We start from the raw sequence: 21,318 nt of genomic DNA, 5'->3' as shown, positions 1-21,318 counted from the left end.
GACGAGAACCGCGGGCACCCCTCCGGGCGGAGGGGTGCCCGCACCCATCAGGAGGCCCCATGACGCACCGGAGACGCCCGGTCCACTACGTCGACCATGAAGCGGACTTCGGCCTCAGCGGCCTGACCTGGACCGTCTGCTCCCGTTCGACGCTGCGCCTCGACGAGCCGACCGTGCTCGCCCTCGCGCGGCGGACCGCGACCGAGGACCAGGACGAGCAACTGGGCAGGGACGCCCTGCTGCTGCTGGACTCTCAGCTTCCGGACATGGTCGTCCACACCGTGTGGCTGGCCGCCACGCGCCGCTGCTTCGACCCGGTGGAGGAGGGCACGGACATGCGGGCGTGGCTGCGCCGTATCGCCGGTGTGTGCCCGGCGCCGAGGGCGGAGCCGGGCGGGCTCGACGGCGGCGCACCGGAGGAGGCCGGGCCGGTGGTGCCGGAGGAGGAACTGAGCCGTGCCGTCACCGCGGAGATCGAACTGGCCGCGGCCGGTCTCGAGCGCCGCGTCGCCGTACCCGGCATCGTCGCGGCCCTGCGCCGGGTCGTGCGGGAGGCGGACGCGGACCTCGGGTTCCGCATGTTCCTGCGTGCCGCGAAGGCCTACTCCGTTCCGATCGAAGCGGACCGGTACGACCGCCTCCTCGCGATCGGCGACCGGCTGGCCTACCCGGGGTCCACCGTGTACGAAGGGCTGACCGTGAGGTGGCCCCCCGTCGACCCCGGCCGGCGCGACTTCGCGGGCGGGCGTTTCGGGCTGCCCGTCCTCGCGGCCGTCTTCTACGGGTCGGGCTGGCGATACGAAGGGACGCTGCGCGAGAACATCGAGCGCGTCGCCCATGCCGACGCCGGGCTCGTCCCGGGATCACAGGCGGCGGTGCTTCTGGAGGACGTACAGCGCCTGTCGCGCTCCGCCCTGCCGGACGACGCGGTGACCGCGCTGTGGCGAGCGGCGTCGGGACGGTGGAACGGCACCGACGACTTCGACGCCGACGGCCGGACGTGGCTCGAGCAGATCGCCGAGGTGTGCGAGGAGCGGCTGAAGGATGTGGATCCCGCCTACGTCCCCCTCGTGTCGGCCGCCCGGACGGAGTCGGCGGACCTGGTCCTGCGCGAGGTCCGGCAGGCTGCCCCGGAGCTGACGGACCGCCCGGAGCACGCCGGAGCCCCGGCGCTCCGCAGCGCCGTGCCGGCGCTGGAGGCGTGCGTCACAGCCGTCGACCCGGACCTCGCGTTCCGCCTGCTCCTGCAGACTCTCGGCACCTGCGACGTCTCGATCGACGGAGCCCGCCGGGCCCGCTTCGAGGCGATCGCCGAACGGCTCGGCTACAGCGAGGACCATGTCGAGGACCGGTTGCCCGCCGATCGGTATTGACGCCCACCCGACCGAGGCGCGGAGCAGCGGAACCTCGCCGCCACGGCGCGCCGATCACGCGTTGCCCGGCGCTCCGACGCGGTCCGGACCGCTACGGCGAGCACCACGTGTCCGACGCACTGGAGCAGTTCGTCGAGCGGGACTGCCCCCGGGCGGTGCCGCGGACGGCGGCCGGAGCCCAGGGGACGGGCGCCGTCCGCGGAAGCGTCGGGAGCGAGCGAAGCGCCCACGGCCTCTGCCACCTCAGCTGTCTTGGAACCCCCTGCCCGGGCAGCCCGGGTCGGCGTACGGCAGCGGCTCGCTTGACCCTCCTGGAAGGTGCTGACAGGGTCGGGCCATGCCCACCTTCCGCGCCCCTGACGGGACCGTTCTCGCCTGCCATGTCTCCGGTGACGGCCCGCCGTTGATCTGCCTGCCGGGCGGTCCCATGCGGGCATCCGCCTATTTCGGCGACCTCGGGGGCCTGGCAGCGGCCGGCCATCGGGTGGTCGGGCTCGACCTGCGCGGCACGGGCGCGTCCGCAGCTGCCACCGACCCCGCCTCATACCGCTGTGACCGCCTGGTGGACGACGTCGAGGCGCTGCGCCTACACCTCGGCCTCGACCGGATGCGTCTCCTCGGACACTCGGCCGGAGCGGAGCTGGCGACGCTCTACACGGCCCGGTACCCGAAGCGGGTCTGCGACCTGGTGCTCGTGACGCCCGTCTCCCAGGCCGTCGGCGGCCGGGTCACCGCCGAAGACCGTTTGGAGATCGCGCGGCTGCGGCGTGAAGAGGAGTGGTTCCCAGCTGCCTTCGAGGCGCTGAAGGCGATCACCGAGAACCGGGCGACGGACGCCGACTGGGAGGCGGTCGCCCCCTTCACCCACGGACGGTGGGACGCTGCTGCCCGCGCCCACCGTGCGGCGGGCGCGGACCAGCGGAACCGGGATGCCGCGGCGGTGTACGACGCAGAGGGCGCCTTCACTCCCGCGGCGACTCGCGAAGCACTGGCGGGGTTCGAGGGACGGACTCTGCTGCTGGCAGCCGAGTTCGATGTCGCCGCACCGCCGCGCACGGTGGCCGCGGCCGCCGAGGCGTTCCCTCACGCCGAGACCGTCGTGCTGCCGGGCGCCGGCCACTTCCCCTGGCACGACGCCCCGGAGGGGTTCGTCCGTGCCGTCACCGGCTTCCTGGGCTGACCCGGCTCGACAGGAGCGTCGTCCCTCTTTGTCACGCGGAGTCGGCCCGGGCAGCCCTCCGGCCCGGCCCGGGATCAGAGGTCCTGGATGCGCCGGAAGGGACGGTCGGCCTCCAGGACGAACGCGACCTCCAAGAGGGTCCGTTCGTCGCCGGGGCGGCCGGAGAACATGACACCGATGGGCAGCCCCTCGTCCGTCACGCTCGCGGCCGGCACCGAGATGGAGGGCGTGCCGACGACGTTGTTGAGCGGCGTGAACGCCACGTACGCGAGGATCCGTTCGATCAGCGTCGGGAAGGGGACGCTCGGGGCGAGGTGGCCGATCGGCGGCGTGGTGTGGGCGAGTACGGGGGAAAGCACGAGGTCGACCCCACGGAACGCCGCCGCGTAGGCCTCCCGCGTGCGCCTCAGCCTCCGCAGCACACCAGGGGTGCTCGACCACTTCTGCACGTACATCTCACGCAGTCCTCGGCTGAGCCCGTCCATGCGGCGCCGGTCGAAGCCGTCGCCGAGGGTGCGGCCCGTGACGCCGATCAGGAACGACAGCATGCCCCAGTAGGTGAGGAAGTCTTCGGTGAAGCGAGGGTCCATCGCAGGCTCCACCGGCTGAACGGTGTGGCCGAGCCGCTCGAGCGTCACCGCCGTGTCCATGACTGCCGCACGGCCGGCGTCGTCGGTTCGGACACCGTTCGGCGAGTCGAGCATGAGCCCGATGCGCAGCCGCCGCTCCGAGGGGCCTTCGACAAGGCCGACGGGCGGCAGCTTCGGGCTTCGCCAGTGCATCTCGGCGGCGGCCAGGAACGCCGCGGAGTCCCGCACCGTGCGGCTCACGATGCCGTCGCCCACGATGTCGAGCGGCAGTTGGCGGCTCTGCGCGTTGGCCACGACTCTGCCGCGGCTCGGCTTCAGACCGACGAGTCCGCAGCAGGCGGCGGGAATGCGGATCGAGCCGCCGCCGTCGTTGGCGTGCGCGATGGGCACAGCCCCGGCCGCGACGAGCGCCGCGCTGCCGCCGGACGAGCCGCCCGCCGAGTAACCGGTGCCCCACGGGTTGCGGACGGGTTCCGCGTCCTCGTACTCCGTGGTCGGGCTGAACCCGAACTCCGGCAGCCGCGTCTTGCCCAGCACGGTGACGCCGCTGCTCAAGAACTGCCGGGTGAACGGTGCATGCCGGCGAGCGGCCCTCGGAGCGAACGCGACGCTGCCGTGTCCGGTGGGCAGTCCCCGGTAGTCGGTGTTGTCCTTGACGAAGGTCGGCACCCCGGCGAAGACGCCACCCGCCTCCCAGTGGGGCACGGGGTCCTCCAGGTGCACCTCGACGGCGTTGAGCCGCGCCTCAACCGCCCTGACCCGCGCCACCGCGTCGCGGGCGGCCTCCGCGGCGCCGACCTCCCGACGCCGGATCGCCTCGGCGAGCCCGACCGCGTCGTGCTCGCCGAGAGCATCGTCGCGGAACGCATGCACCGTTGTCTGTTCCTCGAAAGTCGTCACCGCTGGCTCCGCCCGTGGACGCGTGGATGGTTGCCCGGCATCATCCCTTACCAATGAGTAACACGCGAGGCGTGCGCCGCTGTCCGCCAGGATCAGGGGACGGCTCCTCTTGGCTTCCCCAGACGGCCGGTGCCGACGAGTCGGTCACCCCATCCACTCTTGTGTTCGTGCGGGGCGCGTTGCCGTTCGCCCGGGCGGCACGTTGATCACGCGGATCCGCTACGAGGCGGTAGCAGCTCCCACCATGACCGACTCGTGTCCGACGGCGGCTCCCGACGTCGGCACCGCCACCCACGGCCCTTCCCGGCCGTACTGGCCGCGTCCCTCTGCGCGACGCTCGCGGAAGCACTGGCGGCCGTGCACGAGAAGGCGGGAATGCGGATGGTAAACACGCGAAGCTCCGGGTGGCGCGGTTGATCTTGGTCGACAACTCGTCCATCAAGGGTTTCACTTCGCCACAGCGCACTGGGGCCTGCTGCCGTTCGACCTAATCCGTGGGCAAGGCGAAGGCTCCGCAGTGGTCTTCAGATCGCAGGCAGTCTTTTGGCCATAGGGAGGTAGGTCGCAAGAGTGAGCCCTCCGGAAACAACGGCCCCGAGAACAGGGATGGCCTTTGAGACGGTTCTTGCAAAGGTCTGCTTCGCCATCTGAACAGCCAACCATTTCGACAAGCAGGACCGACCCGGCCCGGGAGACGATCTGACCGCCGTCGTCCTGGACACGGACGCGGGGGTAGGACCCGATAGAGTGCTTCACTTGGGAATTGCCTCCGGCGGGGCAGGAACAAGGACCTCGACAATCCTCATTCTTGCTGGTCAGGGGCACTTTCCGCTTTTCTGACCGCCTGCCGGGACAGCCCGCTTCCTGAAAGCGCGAGGCTAGTCATTCCTCATGAAGGTGCCGAGGCCGGTCGTGTCGAGGTTCTCGACCCTGACCTTGTCGGCGCGTCCGCCGGACCCGACGGTAAAGGTCACGCCGGACAGGCCGACGGACATTTCGCCGGTGGTGCTGTAGCTGAAGGTGTCACCGTCGTAGTGGCGCAAGGCAAACCGTTGCTTCTTGGGCCCAAGTTGCATGGTGAGTTCGCCCCCCTGGGCGCTGACGGTCATCGGGCCGTAGTACTCATTGGCGTACGTTCCGGTGTATGCGCTCTTTGCCTTGGCGGGTGCGGGCGAGGCCGGCGGCTTGCTGTAGTCGACCTTCGAGTGCTCCCCCTGCAGGGCTTGCTGGAAGATCGGCCCGAGAAACTCAAGCCAGTCGACGGTCGGCCCGCCTGTCTGCGCAGTGTCGAGGAACGTGGCGGAGATCGCCTCGGGTACGCCGATGGGCTCGCCGTTGGTCAGGACGACGATGCCGAGCTTCTCCGAGGGCAACAACGCGACGTTGGTGGCCGCCCCCAGCGCGAAGCCGCCGGAGTGGCCGAGCTTCAGCCTGCCCTGGTCGTCGTAGCTCACATTCCAGCCGAGCCCGTAGAAACCGGTCCTTCCCGCGGGCGAGCGCGGCGGCTCGGAGACCATGTGCGGCACGTGGGTCTGCTCCAGTGCGTCGGCGTCGACGACTTGCCGCCCCTCGAATTTGCCGTTGCCCAGTTGCAGGCGCAGCCACTTCGCCATGTCCCGGGCCGTGGAGCTGACCCCGCCCGCCGGGCTCTGGGCGTCCGGGTCGCGCACATGCTCGGCACGCCAGGTTTCCCCGGTCTTCACATGAAGGGCGGCCTTGTTGTCCGCTTTCTCGTAGTCGGCGAAGGAAGAGCTGGTGGAGTCCATGCCGAGCGGCCGGTACAGCTTGTCGGCGGACAGCTTCTCCCAGCTGGTCCCCGCTGCTCGCGCGGTGGCGACGGCGGCTTCGGTCAGCCCGAAGTTGGTGTAGGCGTAGTGGGCACGGAAGGGAGCCAGCGGTTCGTAGCGGAGGTGGTCCAGGATGTACGAGCGGTCGTAGCCGAGGTCCTCCAGGAGGTCTCCGGCGTGGTCGGGCAGTCCGCTGCGATGCGAGAACAGGTCGGCCATCGTGACATGGCGGGTGACCCACGGGTCCTTGAGGGCGAAGCCGGAGCTGTGGTCGACGACCGGGTCGTCCCAGGCGACGGTCTTCTCGCCCACGGCCGCTGCGACCACGGTGGACGCGATGGGCTTGGAGACCGAGGCGAGCTGGAAGACGGTGCCCGGTCCGACCCGGTCCTTCATGCCTGCCGTCCGCAGGCCGAACCCCTTCAGATACAGCACCTTGTCGTCGTGCACCACGCCCACGGCGACTCCGGGCACACCGGTGCGGCGCATGGCGTCTCGTACGACGTCGTCCAGCCGGCTCACAGCGTTCTCGACCTCGGCCCGGGTGAGCTGTCGCGGTGGCTGGGCGGGTGGGACGGTTGGCAGCGGCGACGTCGCGACGGCGGCACGCCCGGCGGCGGTCGTGTCGGCATCGGCCGCGGTACAGCCGACGGCCAGCGCCGCTAACAGGCCCAGTGCCGTGGCGGTGCGACGAGGGCGTGGGCATGCGCAATCGAGTCGGGACATGTCGTCCATGGAAATCCCTCCTCCGGCACCTGTCGCGCCTTGGCAGACCGTTCGGGGGATCGGCGTAAGCCGTCACGCTCGCACGCTCAGACCCGAGGCTTCGGCCGGACGGCGTCGGGACGGTGTCGCACCTCCCCACGCAACGGCGACTGTCGGCATCCACCGCCCAGGTCCGACACGATCGCCGGCAGGGCCCTGCCCATCATTGACGCCACCTCGCCTCAACTGCATGGGCACAACCGTCACGTGTAGAAGGCAGGTCTTGCAGATCCTCTCGACCAGTAGTGGACCGAAAGGCAGGCCGGCTGCCCGATGCCGGTGCCCACCGCCTCATCGCGAGCAGCAGATGGTCTCAGCGCCACCAGCAAGGCGGTCGCACCGCCCGTCAGAGGGCGGAATACGCAGCAGAGCGTGCAACCGCCTGTCCGGCGGCCGCACAGCAGCCGCCGGCGAGGGAGCGATTCGCCTCGGCTGGTCAGTGGTCAGCCTGCATCGGCGGAGCGTGCTCAGATCCGCCGATGCAGCAGCCTCGTTCCGTCGGCGCCCAGAATCAGCACGTTGCGAGCGGTGCCGTCCTCGCTGGTCCCATGGTCGCCGTCCCACCAGGTGACGAAGTGTTGGGCCAGTTCGTCGGCCTGGTTCTTGTCGTCCCGGGTGTAGTCGGTGGTCAGCTCGATGTCGTAGTCGGCTTCCGTCAGGTGCGTGATCGTCAGCTTTGAGGAGTGCGACGATGACTCCTGACCAGCGTCTTCTTCTGCCCAGGCGCGAAAGCTCCGAAGCAGCCCGAGGTTCTCCGTGCGGCTGGTGACCTTGGCGGTGGGTGGCACGGAGGGCCTGTTGAACACGCCGTCGAGGCAGCCCTTGACCCACGCGCCGCGATCGGCCTCGGACTCCGGAGTCTTGGCGTCGAGGGCCCGTCGGGTGCAGCCGCCCCAGGTGGCCTCGCGTACTGCTGCTCCCTTGCCCGCCGCGTCGTATACGGACTTGCCTGCTTCGTGGCCCGCCCGGTAGGCCGTGGCGTACGGCGCGGCTGTCTGGCCTGATGGCACCGAACCCTTGGACGACTCCGCTGCACCGCAACCCGCCAGCAGGACACTGAGCGCCCCCACTGCCACAACGAGTGCGGTACGTTCCGTAGTTCTCATCTCTCCCACCTGCTCCCCCATGTTTCTTGTTGGAGGAGGGGAACCAGCACCAGCAGGTTCGTCGGGAAGCAGTCAAATCTGGAAACGGGCTCGTAGGCAGAGAAATTGACCGCCTGCTGTTGCGTGATCCGCAAAGGATTCGTCCGGCTGACCACCAAAATGAGTGCGCTCCGTTCCTCCGCGAAGGGACGGAGCGCGATTCGGAAAGGGAGCGGGGTCGACACTGGCCCGAGCTGAACCAGCCTATGCCCGCTGGTTGACGGCCCGTCCGGTTCGTCAACCGGGGGCTGGAGGTGGCGCTCGCTACCGCCCCGCTCCGACCTGTCCCAGGGGGTCACAGCTTGTGGCCGTGAAAGGATGGTCGGCCCCCAGGGCTGCGCTCTCTGAGTCTGACGACATCGCCCGTCAGGTCGACTCCCGATGCGGTGCGGCCGCGTGCGAACTGAATGCGGGGCGAGAAGTTGTTGGTCCCCGGCGAGACAAGTGCCACATGCGGCGAAAACGAGGATCGCTGCCCCAGGTCGTCCCCAATGCCGCTGAACTGATCCAGGGTCGCTCGGTGCGGCCCGGTCGGGTACACGGCCGACCGGGCATCCGGATCACGACGAGTGGGCCACGTCCCGCTCGCCGCTGTTCCGGCGTCTCCCGCACCCAACCGTGCGCCGCTCCAGCGGTCACCGGCCACGGGGCGTCAGCGGGGCCGTGAGCGGAAGGTGCGGCGGTAGGTGTCCGGCGGTACGCCGACCGTGCGGTTGAAGTGCCGGCGCAGCGTCGTGGCGGTGCCCATGCCGGTGGCCGCCGCGACGGCGTCGACACTGTCGTCGGTCTTCTCCAGCAGTTCTTGGGCGTGGCGGATCCGCTGGGTCAGGAGCCACTGCAGCGGGGTGGTGCCGGTCGCCGCCCTGAAATGGCGGGCCAGGTGGCGCGAGCTCATCCGTGCCTGGCGGGCCAGGTCCTCCACGGTCAGCGGCTGGTCGAGCCGTTGGAGGATCCAGGGAAGCAGGGCGGCGAGCGGATGATCGTCCTGGGCAGGCACCGGGGTGGTGACGAACTGGGCCTGACCGCCCGCCCGGTGCGGTGGTACGACCAGGCGGCGGGCGACGGCGTTGGCGACCGACGAGCCGTGGTCGAGGCGCACGAGGTGCAGGCAGAGGTCCAGAGCGGCGGCCTTTCCGGCGGAGGTGAGCACGCTGCCGTTGTCCACGTAGAGGACGTCCGGGTCGACCTCCAGCCGGGGGTAACGGGCCGCCAGAGCCTCGGTGTGTGCCCAGTGCGTGGTCGCGCGCTTCCCGTCCAGCAGGCCGGCCGCGGCCAGTACGAACACGCCCGTGCAGAGGGAGACCACACGTGCGCCCGCCTCGTGGGCCGCGCGCACCGCGTCGACCAGGCCGGCGGGCGGGTCCTCCTCGACGTCGGCCCAGCCGGGGACGATCACGGTGTCGGCGTGCCGGAGCCGGTCGAGCCCGGAGTCGGGCGCGAGCAGGAACCGGCCGACCGGCACGGCGACCGGTCCGCAGACGGTGATCTCGTACCAGGGGACCGTCACGCCGACCGGGGCGGCGCCGAACACCTCGTACGCCAGGGACATTTCGAAGTGCAGCATTCCGTCGGTGACGGCAAGCGCGACAGTAGCCATGTCGGGAATTGTACGGGTCATGTCGTTCCAGACACTCACGAACGGTCGCCTCTGCCCGCCAGGATGTAAGCAGTGGATCACTCGAGCACAGGAGATAACCGATGGGATCGGGACAGTTGGTCACGGTGTACGGCGCGTACGGGCACACCGGGCGGTTCGTGGTGGCGGAGCTTCAAAAGCGCGGGTACGTCCCGGTTCTCTCCGGCCGCGACGCCGGCAAGCTCCAGGCCCTGGTGGCGTCCTGCCCCGGCCTCGAGGCCCGGCCGGCGTCCGTCGACGATCCGGCGGCCCTCGACCGCGCGCTGGCCGGAGCCACAGCGGTGATCAACTGTGCCGGACCCTTCGCCACGACTGCCGCGCCCGTGATCGAGGCGGCACTGCGGGCCGGGATCCCGTACGTGGACGTGGCGGCCGAGATCGAGGCCAACGTCGACACGTTCGCGCACTTCACCGACCGTGCCCGAGCCGCGGGAGCTGTGGTCGTCCCCGCGATGGCCTTCTTCGGCGCGCTCGGCGACCTGCTGACCACCGCGGCGATGGGCGACTGGTCGACGGCCGACGAGGCACACATCGCGTACGGGCTGAGCAGTTGGCAGCCCACCGGCGGGACGCGGGCCGCCGGCGCCGTCTCCCGGCAGCGGCGGGGCGGCGCACGCCTCGTCTACAGGAACGGGCGGCTGGACCACCGCCACGACGAGGCGCAGACGCTCAAGTGGCCCTTCCCCGAGCCACTGGGCCACCGGGAGGTCATCGGGGAGTTCACCATGGCCGACGTCGTCACCGTCCCCAGCCATCTGTCCGTCCCCGAAGTACGCACCTACATGACGGTCGAGGCGGCCCGGGACCTGTCCGCGCCGGACACTCCGGCTCCCACCGCGGTCGACGAGGACGGGCGGTCCGCGCAGACCTTCCTGGTCGACGTCGTCGTGCGCTCCGGCGGCAACGAGCGGCGGGCCGTGGCGAGGGGCCAGGACATCTACGCCGTCACCGCGCCGCTCGCGGTGGAAGCGGTCGACCGCATCCTCACGGGACGGACCAGGACGGTCGGCGTCGCCTCCGCCGGCGAGATCTTCGACGCGTCCGACTTCCTCCGCGCGCTGTCCGCACACCTCTCCGTCGAACTGCCGGCCACGGCGGGCGGGCCGGTGGGCACACACCTCGACACCGTCGAAGGGCCGTAGCAGCAGGGCTCCGCCGCACTCCCACCCGTCGACGACGTGCGGCGGGCGCCGCGGCACCATGCGTACGGGCGCCCTGAGTCGGGTAGTCCGTGCCGCCGGTCGGCGGGCTGCTGTTCGACCGTTTCGGCCGCGAGCCGTCGCTGCTGTTCTTCGGCGGCTTCGCGGTGCTGAGCGTGCTGCTGGCACGCTCTTCGAGGACCCGGGACCGGCCGGGCCTGTTTCCCTGGTAGGTCGCGGTGCTGCGCCTCGTCTCGTCGGCGGTGTGTCCGCGGTTGCCGGAGAGCGGGCACAAGAAGCTGGAGCGGTGAGCACGCGCGCCGCCGGGGCAGGGACATGGCATCCGTCGAACGCCACGGTGCCGTCATGCCGACGGCCGTTACGCCGTCGGACCGTTGCGCACTGTTCCCGGAACAGCCGCGATGACGAAGCGCGAAGCAAGTGCCAATAGGGTGATCCCATGTCTGTCACGTTGAGTTCCACGAGAACCCGCGCCGCGCTCAAGACGTCGGCGCGTATCTCCGTCGAGTTGCTGCTGGTCCTCGTGGCGACCGCGGCGGCCCTGTGGGTACTTGGCCGGATGTGGTCGATCGTGTGGCCGCTCATAGTCGGCCTGCTCCTCACGACGCTCACGTGGCCCCTGACCCGTTTCCTGCGCCGGAACGGCTGGCGCCCCGCCCTGGCCGCGTCGACGGTGACCGTGCTGTTCCTCGCGGTCGCCGCAGGTGTCGTGGCACTGATCGCGGTGCCGGTGGCATCCCAGTCCGGCGAGCTGACCGACGGCGTGGTCGAAGGCATCCAGAAGCTGCGCGGATGGGCCGCCGGGCCGCCGCTGAACATCGGCGACGCCCAGATCAACCAGGCCTTCGACAGCGCGGTGGCCCGCGCCCAGGAAGGCGTCGGCAGCATGGTCTCCGCCGTGGTCACCGGAGTGGGCACCGTGGTCAACGGCGTGGTCACGGCCGTCCTGGCGCTCTTCCTGATGTTCTTCTTCCTCAAGGACGGCCCGCGCTTCCTGCCGTGGCTCGCCCGTCAGTTGCCCGGCCGGCTCGCCACCGACGTCCCGACCGTGGCGGAGCGCGGCTGGGAGACCCTGGGCTCGTTCGTACGTTCCCAGGCAGCCGTCGGTCTGCTCGACGCCGTCCTGATCGGCCTCGGCCTGTGGATTCTCGGCGTACCGCTGGTACTCCCGCTCGCTGTGCTGACCTTCGTCTCCGCGTTCGTACCGATCATCGGCGCCCTGTTCGCGGGTTTCGTCGCCGTACTGATCGCCCTGGTCTCCAACGGCCTGACGGACGCGCTGATCGTGCTGGCCATCATCGTGGTGGTGCAGCAGCTCGAGGGCAACGTCTTCCAGCCCATGATCCAGAGCCGCGGGCTGGGGCTCCACGCGGCCGTGATCCTGCTGGCGGTGACACTGGGCGGCAGCCTGGCCGGCATCGTGGGCAGCCTGCTCGCGGTACCGGTCGCCGCGCTGATCGCGGTCGTCTGGAACTACGTGCGCGAGCAGCTCAGCGACCCGACCCAGGAGCCGGAGACCGACGAACCGCACACCGCTGCCGCCGTCCCGTCGTAACAGCCACGCACCAGCGGACCGTGGGCCACGACGGCCCTGACGAGGGGCGGCAGCTCAGTGCGTCGGGAACGAGTCCGCGCGGACCTGCGGCGCAGGGGTGCTGGACACCCGGTAGCGCCCGTTGGGCAGATGCACGGAGGGGGTGTCGGTGATGTGCACCGTGAGCGGGCCGGCCCATTCGTAGCCCTTCTCCTCTCCGTGACGGGCGAGTGTGTCGACCAGCGCCTGGCCCAGTTCCTCTTCCCTGCGGGCGAGTTCTCTGTGCACGCTGTCGGCGAGCTCGATCTCGTAGGCGTTGGGCACCACGACACGGCTTTCGCTGCAGACCACGGCGTGGTCGTCGCATTCGCGCCGCAGGGCGTCGAGCAGTTCCACGGGCTCCCTTTGGAACATCTTGGCGAGCAGCGCGTCCTGCTTGCGCTCGAGGGCAAGTTCCCATCGGCTCAGCGTTCCCATGGCCGTTCTTCTTGCCCGAGGCCGCGTTGTCACGCCTGCCTGATGCGGTCGTTCAGGCCGTGAGCAGTGAATCGTCCTCGGGCCGGGCGCCGGGCAGCCGGTGGCGGGCTGCGATCAATGCCGCGTCGATGTCCCCGGTGCCGGTGGAGACGCACAGGGTGTATGCGATGTCGTCCATACGCTGCCGGCTCTCGGCGCTGCCGTTCTCGGCGTGCAGGACCTTCAGGGTCTCGTACTGCTCGACCAGGTTTCCAAGGATGACGGGGTGGGCCATCAACACAGTCGTCTCCTTCCGTTGCTGCCGTTCGGGGCTCTGGGAGCTTCGTGGGGAGCGCTTGCCCTCCCTTCCGCCACTCATGCCTCAGAAGTAGCTCCGAATCAGTGAGGAGCTTCACCTTGTCCTGCCCGGCGGAGGCAGCCCGCGAGTGCGGCGGAGGGACCACCGCGAAAGGCTGCCGGGCCTATCGGGGGAATCACCTGGCACGGGTCGCGCCGCACCCTTTCCCGGCCGACGCCGCCGGTTATGTTCGACGCCCGTCCGCACCTCGCCCCGGACCGGCGACGAGAGGGAGAACCATGCCGCTCTATCTGTCGAGATTCAGTTACACGCCGGAGAGCTGGGCCAGAATGATCGGCAACCCCGAGGACCGCAGAGTGGCCGCTCAGGCGTACATCGAATCGGTCGGCGGAAAGCTCCACGGATTCTGGTACGCCTTCGGCAAGCACGACGGCTACACCCTGTGGGAAGCCCCCGACAACGTGTCCATGGCAGCGGTCGCCCTTGCGATCACCGGCGGCGGAGCGCTCAGTTCACTGGAGACGACCGTCCTCCTGACGGTCGACGAGACGATGGACGCCCTGCGCAAGGCCGCGAACGTGCGATACAAGGCGCCCGGCGCCTAGGGCGTGCGCTGCTCTTCGGCCTTGGTCGGGATGAGAGAGGGGCGACATCGCGTCGCGGTTCGGCCAGAGCGCGTGCCGGGTCGTGATCAGTGGGTGGTGCGGGTGAGGTATTTGATGACGAGCCGACACGCGCTGGTGCCTGGAACGCTCTCAGTTCGGCATGAGCGGCGTCAGCGCCAATGCGCCGCCGGCCAGGAACAAGACCAGTATGCCCGTACTGCGGGCGCAGATTTTGAACAGCACGCTGCCCCACACCAGATCCGTCGAAGCCCACCCGGGTCTCTGCGGGTCATAGGCGAGCGGAGGCTGCGGTCCGCGGAACTTGCTCCGGTGGGTGCGCTCGACGCCGTGAGAGCGGAACTTGCTCCGGTGGGTGCGCTCGACGCCGTGAGAGGTGACGGTGACCCGGGCACTTCCGCCCGGGTCCCGCTGCTCGGGCAGAGCGACGGTCAGTGCGGTGACGAACGCGGTGGCAGCGGTCGCGTTGCCGCCGTCCGCCCGATGCACGGCCCCGTCGGTCAGCACGATCTCAAACGCCCCGCCCACCGTCGGTCCGGGCCTCTTGGACCACCGCGAACGGGATCTCGGTGCCGGAGACGCGGTTGACCATCCGAATGCCGTCAGCGTCGAGCACTGTCTCGGTGTCTTCGCCACGAAGTATCTGGGGAGAGACCATCCGTATTCGACCTCCTGTGTGTGCGGACGGAATGCCGTCGGGTGCCCGATCAACATGCTGAAGGCCTGGTGGGGTATTCGAGCCTGGTCCGGAAGTTCCCAACACCTCCGTGTCTCGGTGTCCCGATCAAAGACCTCGCCCGAGCGCACATGGTCGCCCCTGCGGCGTTCGGGCACCCCGGGCTGATCGGCGACCGGCACACCGGTCCATGCCCTGGCTCTGCGGCTTCTCGTCCACGCAGAGGACCAGTACCGCCCCCCCGAGCCCACCCCGCGGAGTGATCTGCCGCACACGCTGTCACAGCGATCGACCGGCTGGTGTCTTGAGGCCGAACCCCTCGACAACGAAGGAGACACCATGACCGGGAACACCGAAGTGGTCGTGATCGGCGGCGGATACTCCGGCGTCATGGCCGCCAATCGCCTGAGGCAGCGCGACGACGTGACAGTGACCCTGATCAACCCGCGTCCGACCTTCGTCGAGCGGATCCGCCTGCACCAGCTGGTGGGCGGGTCCCACGAGGCGGTCGTCGAGTACCGGGACGTTCTGGCCGAGGGCGTCCGGCTGGTCGTCGATACCGTGGCACGGATAGAACCCGTTGGGCGCAGCGTGACGCTGGTGGGCGGCGGCGCGGTGGGCTACGACTACCTGATCTACGCGGTGGGCAGCGGCAGCGCCGACCCGAGTGTGCCCGGAGCGGCCGATTTCGCCTACCCGCTCGCAAGCCTGGAGGAGGCGCAGCGGCTGCGGCCCGTCCTCGACAAGGCGCCTGCGTCGGCCGTGGTGACGGTGGTCGGAGCCGGTCCGAGCGGCATCGAGACGGCGGCCGAGCTGGCGGAGGCGGGCCGCGGCGTGACCCTGGTGTGCGGCGGGGTGCTCGGCCCGTACCTGCATCCTCGGGGGCGGCGCTCGGTGGCCGAGCGGCTGGCCGAACTCGGTGTGACCGTGGTCGACGGTCCCGGCACGTTGGTGACGGCGGTGAACCGCGATGCCGTTCGGCTCGGTGACGGCCGCGAGCTGCCGAGCGACGTGACCATCTGGACCGCCGGATTCGGCGTGCCGGACCTGGCCGCACGCAGCGGGCTGAGCACCGACTCAGTGGGCCGCCTCCTCACGGACGAGACGTTGACCAGCGTGGACGACGTGCGCATCGTCGCGGCCGGCGACTCGGCGGCGCCGTCGGACCTGCCGCTGCGGATGAGCTGCCAGGCCGCGATGCCGCTGGGCGCGCGGGCCGCGGACACGGTGCTCAGCAGGATCGCCGGGGAGCAGCCGTCGCACTTCAACCAGGCGTTCGCAGGCCAGTGCATCAGCCTGGGCCGACGCGCCGGCATCTTCCAGTTCGCCCACAGGTACGACGTCGCGGTATGGTTCCACATCGACGGTCGCCCTGGCGCGAAGCTCAAGGAGTTCGTGTGCAAAGGCGTCGTCAAGCACCTGGCCGACGAGGCGCACAAGCCCGGTTCGTACGGCTTGCACCGCGTGTCGGGAGGCTCCAAGCGCCGGGGCCTGCTGGCGGCCCGGCAAGGAGAGGTGGCGGCGACCGAGCCGGCCCGAGTGGCAGGAGAACGTACGGCCCGCTGACCGTGCCCGATCCCGCCCCCGAAGCGCGCGTGACATCAGACAAGCCGCTCCGACGGGACGCGATCTCACGCGCTTGCCGGCTATGCAAAGGCGCAGCCGCGTTCGTGCCGGGGATCAGCGCCGTGTCGGGATGTCCAGGAGGCCGGTGAGTTCGGCGTCGGTGGCCGGCCTGAGTGTCGCCAGGATGTGGCGGGCCGCCGAGAGGTCCGTGTGACGGCCCTGCACTGTCACGGTGTGGACGAGGCCGTCGCGGCGCAACCGCAGTTCCTGGTGCCCGTAATCGCCTTCGTACGTGAGCAGTTGGCGGCCTTCGCCGTCGTCCACGCAGTGGATCGGGTCACCGAAGGGAACGGGGCAGCCACGCGCGTCGGCGCGGCCGCATCGCCGACGGGCGAGCGGAACGACCGTGCCGGCGGCGCTCGCGACACTCGCGAGCGCCCCCGGTCCCAGAACGGCCGCCAGGGCGAGGAGGCCGCCGCGGACAGTCGTCCCGTCCACGAAGAGGGCGATGAGCACCACTTGCAAGTGCACAGCCGTCAGAACGCCTCCGGTGATCCGGACGGCTGTCAGATGGGCGGCTCGGCGCTCCGCTTCCTTCGTCCCTGCCATTCTCGTGATCACGCCGGATCGGAGAGCCGCGGTTCCCTGGCCGCAGGGACACGGACAGTGCCGCAGGCGCCGGTGCCGGCCGGGGGCGGAGAGACCGGCGCGGTCCTGCGCGTGCCGGGTCAATCGAGGGAGCGGCACACGTTCACCCGCGGACCCGATGCGCAACCTCCCTCAGCGGGAGGGCTGTTACGGGACCCACTCCGAAATCCGCCGCGGTCGGTTCAGCGTGGTGCTCGGATGCCGTCGATGATGCGGGTCCAGTTGTCGCCGCCGTTCCCGTCCTCGATCGCGCGCCGGTAGTGGGCCTGCACGGCCAGCGGGAGGGCGAGGTCGAGGCCGAGGGACGTGCTGGTCTCGACGATGTGGTCGGACGTCGCGCCCATCATGGTGACGGTGCTGAGGTCGCCGGGGTGCTCGCCGGCATCGAGTGCGGCGCCCGGGCTTGCTTCGCCGGCCCTCAGCATGTCGCCGATCGAGTCCGTGAGGGTGAGCAGCTCCGGCAGCGCTTCCCGGGCCTTCATCCCCGCATGGCCCAGCATCGCGGTGGCGTGCATCAGTCCCGACAGGGTGGTGAGGAACACCGCGAGGTGCGCTTGGTACATCATCTGGGCGAGGCCCGGGTCTTCCCCGAGGTACTTGGGTGCACCGAGCGGTGTCAATGCCGCCACGTGACGGTTCATGATTTCGTCGGGGCCGCTGTAGTAGATGTAGGCCGCCTCGGTGCCGACCATGGGTGCCGGCGTCATGACGCCGCCGGTGAGGAAGGCGGCGTCGTGGCCTGCCGCCCAGGTCGCTGCCTCGCGGCTGCGGTCGGGAGTGTCGGAACTCAGGTTGACGAGCGTCCGGCCTGCCAGCGATCCGGTGGCGTCGGCGAGGATGTCGTACATGGCTCGGTAGTCGGTGAGGCTGAGGATGACCAGGTCGCTCGATGCGACCGCCTCGCGGGGTGTCGAAGCGAGCGTCGCTCCGTCGGCGACGACGCCGTCGGCGCGGGCGGCGGTGCGGTTCCAGACGGTGACCTGGTGGCCACCGGCGAGGAGGGTCCGGGTCATGGCCTGTCCCATCGGGCCCAGCCCGATGACGGTGACGGCGCTGCCTTGCGTGGTCGCGGGGTTCTGTCGTTCGTTCACCCCTCCATGCTCGGAGAGTGCCACTATTCTCGGTAGTACCCACTATTTACTGCGGTACTTACCTTCTTGTAAGGGGCGATCAGTCATGGCCAAGGCGCCGAGGTGCGGGCCTTACATCTGCGGCGTCGACGCCGCGCTCGACGTGGTGAGCGGCAAGTGGAAGGGGCTGATCCTCTGGGAGCTCGACACTCATCGTGTACGCCGCTTCGCCGAGCTCCGTCGCGGTCTGCCGGGAGTGAGCGAGAAGATGCTGACCCAGCATCTGCGGGAGATGGAGGCCGACGGCCTCGTGCACCGGGAGGTCTACGCCGAGGTGCCGCCGCGGGTGGAGTACTCGCTGACCGAACACGGACGCACGCTCAATCAGGCGCTCGGGCCGCTGGGCGCGTGGGGGACCGAGCGCATCCGCCGCGAGGCCATCGATATGGTCGACGTGGCCGCAACCTCGCGCCGCTAGGCCATTTCCTTGCGCGTCCCGCGTCCTCACGCTCCGAAGACCGGTAGCAGCAGCTGAGAGGCAGCGGGCCGAAAAGATCACCCGGCCTTGCGGCATCACGGGCAACACGCCTTGCGGGCAGGGCGGTTCGGCCGACCATGGGGCTGTCACGGTGTCGGCCTTCCGGCTATACCGTGTGACCATGTCCGCGTTCATACAACAGCTTCCTGCCCTGATCGGTGTGGTGGTCGGCGCCCTCGGCTCGTACCTGGCGATCACGCGGGGCGACGCGGCCCGCTTCCGCCGCGAGCAGGCGGCCCGTTGGGAGGAACGGCGGCTGGCGGTCTACGCCGACTACGCCAGGGCGCTCAAGAAGACGGTCACCCTGGCGTACCGGATCGCCGCGCATCTCGGCAACGACCCCCACCCGCACCCCCTGTCGCCCGAGGAGGCGGCGCCTCACCTGGCCGAGGCCGCTGTCGCCCGGGATCCCGCCGGGGAGGCCCTGTTGATGCTGGGGAGTCCGGACGTGGTGGAGAAGGCCCGCGAGTGGGTCGTCGCGGTGATGGACATGGAAGCCTTCCTGCGCGAGGGGACCGTCAGCCCCGCCACATGGTCAGCGATGCTCCAGCGCCAGCGCACCGCGCGCGAAAGGTATTACGCGGCCGTCCGGAACGACCTTGCGCTCCCGCCCGGCCACTCCGGGGAATGGCAGCTCCCGTCGGCCCAGGGTTCCTGAGGACGCATCGCCCTTGGCCCCCGGGCCGACGACTCCGGGCGCCGCGCCCGTCCCCGCGCCCGCGTCTCGAGCGGTCGCCACGGGCGGACGCGCTTCCCCTTCCCCGCGCGAAAGTCCAAGTCCGCCGTGGACGCATCCATGGACAGCCCCGGCCACTCCGCCGGTACGGTGTGCCGCAGTTCGTGGTCTAGACCACTCTGGAGGTCTCGTGACAAGGCACAGAACGGTCCGCCTGTCCCTCGCAGCAGCAACCTCGGCCGCCGCCCTGACTGTGGGCATCCTCTCTCCCGTCCAGCAGGCCGGGGCGGCGCCCACCGCCCCGCTTCCCCCCGTCTCCCCCACTCCCCGGTCGATCGACCGCGCCGGCGCCGACGCGGTCGTCACCGACCGGGTGTTCGTCGTCGCCGACGCCCGCACCGACGCCGCCGCCCGCGACCGTCTCGTCGCGGAGCTGAAGCGCCACGGCGCCGGCCGGGTCGATGTCGTCGCTCCGGATCGTGAACCTGCGGCCACGAGCGGTCTGTTGACCGTGCGGCTCGGTCCGGGGGACCGGCCCGACATCGCCGCGGCCCTCGGCGACACCGCCGTTCCCGACGGTGCGGAGGGCTACGCCGTGCGAGTCGCGGGCTCCGGTGGGGCGGGGCACCGGATCGCCCTCGCGAGCAAGGACGCCGCGGGCCAGTTCTACGCCGTGCAGACGCTGCGCCAGCTGTTCGTACCCGGCGACGACGGCTGGAAGGTGGCCGGCGCCGAGGTCAGCGACTTCCCGTCCATGCCGTTGCGCGGCACCATCGAGGGGTTCTACGGCACGCCCTGGACGCACGCCGAGCGCCTCGACCAGATGGACTTCTACGGCGCCGTGAAGGCCAACACGTACATCTACGCACCCAAGGACGATCCATATCACCGCGGCAAATGGCGCGAGCCCTACCCCGCCGACAAGATCGCCGAGCTCGGTGAGCTGGTGCGGCGGGCGACCGCCAACCACGTCCGCTTCACCTTCGCCGTCTCCCCCGGCGAGTCCATCTGCTACTCCGACGCCGCCCACCGCAAGGATCTCAAGGCCAAACTCCAGGCGATGTACGACCTGGGCACCCGGGCGTTCTCCATCCCCTTGGACGACATCAGCTACACCCGCTGGAACTGCGAGGGCGACAGGGCGGCCTACGGCGAACCGGGCCGGCGGGCCGCCGCGGAGGCACAGGTCGACCTGCTCAACGACGTGCAGCGCACCTTCGTCGCCACCCACCCCGGCGTACGGCCCCTTCAGATGGTGCCCACCGAATACGGCGACCTGACGGACACCGCGTACAAGCAGACGATGCGGGCCACCCTCGACCCCGCGGTCGAGGTGATGTGGACGGGCACGGACGTCGTGCCGCCGAGCATCACCAACCAGCAGGCGGAAGGCGCTGCGAAGCTGTTCGGACGAAAGGTCTTCGTCTGGGACAACTATCCCGTCAACGACTTCGGCAACACCCGGGGCAGGCTGCTGCTCGCCCCGTACGACAAGCGCGAAGCGGGCCTGTCCGCGCATCTCGCCGGCATCGTCGCCAACCCGATGAACCAGCCGTACGCCAGCAAGGTCGCGGTCTTCGGCGCGGCCGACTTCGCCTGGAACGACGCGGCGTACGACGCGCGGGCGAGCTGGCCGCGTGCCATGGCGTACCTAGCGAACGGCGATAGCGAGGCGACCGAGGCGCTGCTGGTCCTCGGCGACCTCGAGCACATGGCGCCCACGTTCGGCGCCACTCCCTGGCAGGAGCAGGCGCCGGAACTCGCGCGCCGGGTGGCCCGGTTCTGGACGTCGTGGGACGCCGGGAACCGAGCGGAGGCGGTCGCGTCCCTGCGCGGCTACGCGACGAGGATCGAGCAGGCGCCGGCCGTCATCCGGAGCGGCTCCGTGGAGCGTGGTTTCACCGTGGACGCGGCGCCGTGGCTCGACGCCACCGAGCTGTGGGGCAGGGCGATGGTGCGGATGCTGGACGCGCTCGAAGCCCGGCAGGCCGGTGACCGGGACGGGGCCGAGGACTTGCGGGGCGAGTCGGTCGAGATCCAGCGGCAGGCCACGGCCGTACGAGTGGACCCGCCGCGCAACTCCTGGGGCTCCGCGCAGCCCAAGGTGGGCGACGGTGTGCTCGACGTGTTCCTCGTGCAGGCCGAGGTCCGCCTCCAGCTGTGGGACGTCGCCGGCGGCGGGGAGAACCTCGCGCCGAAGGGCAGGGCGACGTCGTCCAGCGTCGAGCAGAACCTCGACCGCCTGGCTGCCCGGCACGTCAACGACGGTCTGATGGGCACGCGTTGGGCGTCCGGCTACACCGATGACGAGTGGGTGCAGGTCGAACTCGCCGCACCGTCGAAGGTGGCCGCCGTGACGCTGGCCTGGGAGAGCGCCTGCGCCACCGAGTACACGGTCCGGACGTCCGTGAACGGCACGGACTGGAAGACCGTTGCCACGCAGCGCCCCGAAGAGTGCGGCAACGATGTCGTGCGGCTTCCGGCTGACGACGAAGCCGTGCGCTACGTGCGGATGCAGGGCGTCGACCGGAAGACGACCTGGGGCTACTCGATCCACGAGCTGGGCGTGTACGGGGCGCCCGCGTCCTGAGGCCCGGCATCGGGCGGCCGCATCGCCACCAGGCCGCCCGATGCCGGCACACCGCGCGGCCGTGGCCCTCCGCGGCCGCCGCCGCG

The 21,318-nt window shown here is 70.4% G+C and carries 19 protein-coding genes; 10 read left to right on the top strand and 9 right to left on the bottom strand.

All coding sequences use genetic code 11. The features are described 5' to 3' along the window. The first annotated feature begins 59 nt into the window (after positions 1-59). Positions 60-1,373, top strand: coding sequence for a hypothetical protein (locus MDN94_RS20540; protein WP_482727354.1), 1,314 nt, complete (start codon positions 60-62; stop codon positions 1,371-1,373). A 337-nt stretch (positions 1,374-1,710) separates the two neighbouring features. Further along, positions 1,711-2,553, top strand: a complete 843-nt coding sequence (locus MDN94_RS20535) for an alpha/beta fold hydrolase (RefSeq protein WP_482727353.1) — start codon at positions 1,711-1,713, stop codon at positions 2,551-2,553. 74 nt (positions 2,554-2,627) lie between these two features. On the opposite strand, the gene MDN94_RS20530 is transcribed toward MDN94_RS20535, so the two are convergent. The 4 genes from MDN94_RS20530 to MDN94_RS20515 form a co-directional block, all read right to left on the bottom strand. Beyond that, on the bottom strand, positions 2,628-4,043 hold the full coding sequence (locus MDN94_RS20530; protein WP_482727352.1) for an amidase: 1,416 nt from the start codon (positions 4,041-4,043) through the stop codon (positions 2,628-2,630). An 878-nt stretch (positions 4,044-4,921) separates the two neighbouring features. Next, positions 4,922-6,556, bottom strand: coding sequence for a serine hydrolase (locus MDN94_RS20525; RefSeq protein WP_482727351.1), 1,635 nt, complete (start codon positions 6,554-6,556; stop codon positions 4,922-4,924). Positions 6,557-7,062: 506 nt separating this feature from the next. Next, positions 7,063-7,701: a hypothetical protein gene (locus MDN94_RS20520; protein WP_482727350.1), complete on the bottom strand. Its 639-nt coding sequence runs from the start codon at positions 7,699-7,701 to the stop codon at positions 7,063-7,065. A 691-nt stretch (positions 7,702-8,392) separates the two neighbouring features. After that, a complete protein-coding gene (locus tag MDN94_RS20515; RefSeq protein WP_482727349.1) occupies positions 8,393-9,337 on the bottom strand; it encodes a helix-turn-helix domain-containing protein in 945 nt (314 codons plus the stop codon). 101 nt (positions 9,338-9,438) lie between these two features. On the opposite strand from MDN94_RS20515, the gene MDN94_RS20510 reads away from it, so the two are divergent. The 3 genes from MDN94_RS20510 (at position 9,439) to MDN94_RS20500 (ending at position 12,091) form a co-directional block, all read left to right on the top strand. Next, entirely contained in the window at positions 9,439-10,518 is a 1,080-nt protein-coding gene (locus MDN94_RS20510; protein WP_482727348.1) for a saccharopine dehydrogenase family protein, read from the top strand. An 89-nt stretch (positions 10,519-10,607) separates the two neighbouring features. Continuing rightward, positions 10,608-10,748, top strand: a complete 141-nt coding sequence (locus tag MDN94_RS20505; RefSeq protein WP_482727347.1) for a hypothetical protein — start codon at positions 10,608-10,610, stop codon at positions 10,746-10,748. A gap of 227 nt (positions 10,749-10,975) precedes the next feature. Continuing rightward, complete coding sequence (locus tag MDN94_RS20500; protein WP_482727346.1) at positions 10,976-12,091, top strand: AI-2E family transporter; 1,116 nt, start codon at positions 10,976-10,978, stop codon at positions 12,089-12,091. Between the two features lie 54 nt (positions 12,092-12,145). Here MDN94_RS20500 and MDN94_RS20495 read toward each other — a convergent pair whose 3' ends face one another. Together MDN94_RS20495 and MDN94_RS20490 are read right to left on the bottom strand one after the other, a co-directional pair. Then, complete coding sequence (locus MDN94_RS20495; RefSeq protein WP_482727345.1) at positions 12,146-12,547, bottom strand: DUF3662 domain-containing protein; 402 nt, start codon at positions 12,545-12,547, stop codon at positions 12,146-12,148. A 52-nt stretch (positions 12,548-12,599) separates the two neighbouring features. After that, complete coding sequence (locus MDN94_RS20490; protein WP_441261513.1) at positions 12,600-12,827, bottom strand: DUF5133 domain-containing protein; 228 nt, start codon at positions 12,825-12,827, stop codon at positions 12,600-12,602. 296 nt (positions 12,828-13,123) lie between these two features. Between MDN94_RS20490 and MDN94_RS20485 the strand changes: the two genes are divergently transcribed. Continuing rightward, a complete protein-coding gene (locus tag MDN94_RS20485; RefSeq protein ID WP_482727344.1) occupies positions 13,124-13,450 on the top strand; it encodes a GYD domain-containing protein in 327 nt (108 codons plus the stop codon). A 150-nt stretch (positions 13,451-13,600) separates the two neighbouring features. Here the strand turns inward: MDN94_RS20485 and MDN94_RS20480 are convergent, their stop codons facing one another. Continuing rightward, positions 13,601-13,996 (bottom strand): hypothetical protein, encoded by a 396-nt coding sequence (locus tag MDN94_RS20480; protein ID WP_482727343.1) that lies wholly within the window; start codon positions 13,994-13,996, stop codon positions 13,601-13,603. Positions 13,997-14,483: 487 nt separating this feature from the next. On the opposite strand from MDN94_RS20480, the gene MDN94_RS20475 reads away from it, so the two are divergent. Then, positions 14,484-15,710, top strand: a complete 1,227-nt coding sequence (locus tag MDN94_RS20475) for an NAD(P)/FAD-dependent oxidoreductase (RefSeq protein WP_482727342.1) — start codon at positions 14,484-14,486, stop codon at positions 15,708-15,710. 114 nt (positions 15,711-15,824) lie between these two features. On the opposite strand, the gene MDN94_RS20470 is transcribed toward MDN94_RS20475, so the two are convergent. Both MDN94_RS20470 and MDN94_RS20465 read right to left on the bottom strand, forming a co-directional pair. Continuing rightward, positions 15,825-16,319, bottom strand: a complete 495-nt coding sequence (locus MDN94_RS20470; protein ID WP_482727341.1) for a hypothetical protein — start codon at positions 16,317-16,319, stop codon at positions 15,825-15,827. Between the two features lie 221 nt (positions 16,320-16,540). Next, positions 16,541-17,449 carry an NAD(P)-dependent oxidoreductase gene (locus MDN94_RS20465; RefSeq protein WP_482727340.1) on the bottom strand — a complete coding sequence of 303 codons (909 nt, stop codon included), beginning with the start codon at positions 17,447-17,449 and terminating at the stop codon, positions 16,541-16,543. A gap of 85 nt (positions 17,450-17,534) precedes the next feature. Between MDN94_RS20465 and MDN94_RS20460 the strand changes: the two genes are divergently transcribed. From MDN94_RS20460 to MDN94_RS20450, 3 genes are all read left to right on the top strand, one after another. Beyond that, positions 17,535-17,906, top strand: a complete 372-nt coding sequence (locus MDN94_RS20460) for a winged helix-turn-helix transcriptional regulator (protein ID WP_482727339.1) — start codon at positions 17,535-17,537, stop codon at positions 17,904-17,906. 181 nt (positions 17,907-18,087) lie between these two features. Further along, entirely contained in the window at positions 18,088-18,624 is a 537-nt protein-coding gene (locus MDN94_RS20455) for a hypothetical protein (RefSeq protein WP_482727338.1), read from the top strand. A 208-nt stretch (positions 18,625-18,832) separates the two neighbouring features. Continuing rightward, positions 18,833-21,232, top strand: a complete 2,400-nt coding sequence (locus MDN94_RS20450; RefSeq protein WP_482727337.1) for a glycoside hydrolase family 84 protein — start codon at positions 18,833-18,835, stop codon at positions 21,230-21,232. Positions 21,233-21,318 lie beyond the last annotated feature (86 nt).

Source organism: Streptomyces sp. WAC00040 (assembly GCF_056835925.1).
Note: the sequence above shows the minus strand (reverse complement) of the source record. Positions and strands in the feature narration are given on the sequence as shown.